The following is a 1,209-nucleotide window of genomic DNA, read 5'->3' on the forward strand; positions in this document are numbered from 1 at the left end:
CCCCCGGCGCTGACTCCGCCCGGCCTACTGCTGGCCGACCGCCACTATATTGCCCTCGGGATACCACTCCACCTGCTTCCCGAAGGCTTCGCCCAGGAACCGCAGTGGCACCAGCGTCCTGCCATTGACTACCTGCGGCGGCACGTCGAGGGTCACCGCGCGGTTGCCGAGGATGGCCGTCCTGTCGCCCACCTTCAGCGTGACCGCGGTACCGTTGTTCTCCACGGTCACGGTCTGGGTGGCGGGGTCCCACTTAACTCTGTCGTCCGGCACGCCCAGGGCGTTGGCCACCCTCCGCAGAGGGATCATGGTGCGGCCATCGATGATGGCAGGTTCAACGTCAAACTTGACCGGCTGGCCCTCGACGAACACGCTCACCTTTTCGGGCATGCCCACGCGGTGCCGCTCCCGCCAGATCTTGCCGAGCTGCTTATAGAGACCCTTCCGGTTCTTCTCCAGCTTGAGGATCTGGAGCAGAAGCTGCTCGGCCCTGTCGAGGTCGTTGGCCTGGAGCGCCGCGACTAACTCTTCCCTCAGCTGAAGCACCTTCTGGGCGGTTTCCTCGCGGCCCTGGAGCTCGCGTAGCTTGCGGAGCAGCGCCCAAGCCTCGGCGTACCGCCCGGCGTTCACCGCCTCCTCCAGCTTGGCCCTGAGTTCGGCGATCTTCTGCTCCAGCTTTTCTTGCTTTTCCTGGCCGCCGTAGACCTTGCCGGTCACGCTTGTGGCGTCGGTGCTCCCGGCACCCTGCTGAGCTTGCTGGGTTCCCTGCGCCTGCTGGGTATTGCCCGGTTCGCCGGCCCACGCCGGGACCAGGGACAGGAGCAGTGCCGCCAGGCACGCCAGGGCGAGCGCGCGCAGGAGGGGTTTTGTACCTTTCCGCATTCGCTTTCCACCTCCTTTCCGAACAAAATTTTACCACAAAAAAGGACGAACCCGCGGGTCTGCCGCCCGCGGGCCCGCTCCTCCGCCCTGGCCTACTTCCGCACGGCCACCGCAAGCCCTTCCGCCAGCTTCCCCGCCGCGAAGAGCGCCGACCTCTCCAGCACCCCGAAGTCGAAGGCTCCCCCCTCGTGGCAGGACTCCACGGTGACGGAAGCCGGGCCGAGGCCGAGCGCGAAGCGCAGGACGTACTCCCCGAAGGGGTCGCCCGCCCTCAGCTCGGCGTGGGAAGTGACGGCGCCGTTCCTCAACGCCGCCGTGCTACCCGTC

2 protein-coding genes are annotated in these 1,209 nt (G+C 67.1%); both read right to left on the reverse strand.

The genetic code is table 11. The annotated features are described in order from the left end of the window. Positions 1–24: 24 nt before the first annotated feature. Entirely contained in the window at positions 25–882 is an 858-nt protein-coding gene (locus G454_RS0115230) for a copper amine oxidase N-terminal domain-containing protein (RefSeq protein WP_027719241.1), read from the reverse strand. Positions 883–974: 92 nt separating this feature from the next. Further along, a partial coding sequence (locus tag G454_RS21955) for a hypothetical protein (RefSeq protein WP_169719387.1) occupies positions 975–1,209 on the reverse strand: 235 nt, incomplete at its 5' end.

Source organism: Desulfovirgula thermocuniculi DSM 16036, from assembly GCF_000429345.1.
In the GTDB taxonomy this organism is placed as follows: Bacteria; Bacillota; Desulfotomaculia; order Desulfotomaculales; family Desulfovirgulaceae; genus Desulfovirgula; species Desulfovirgula thermocuniculi.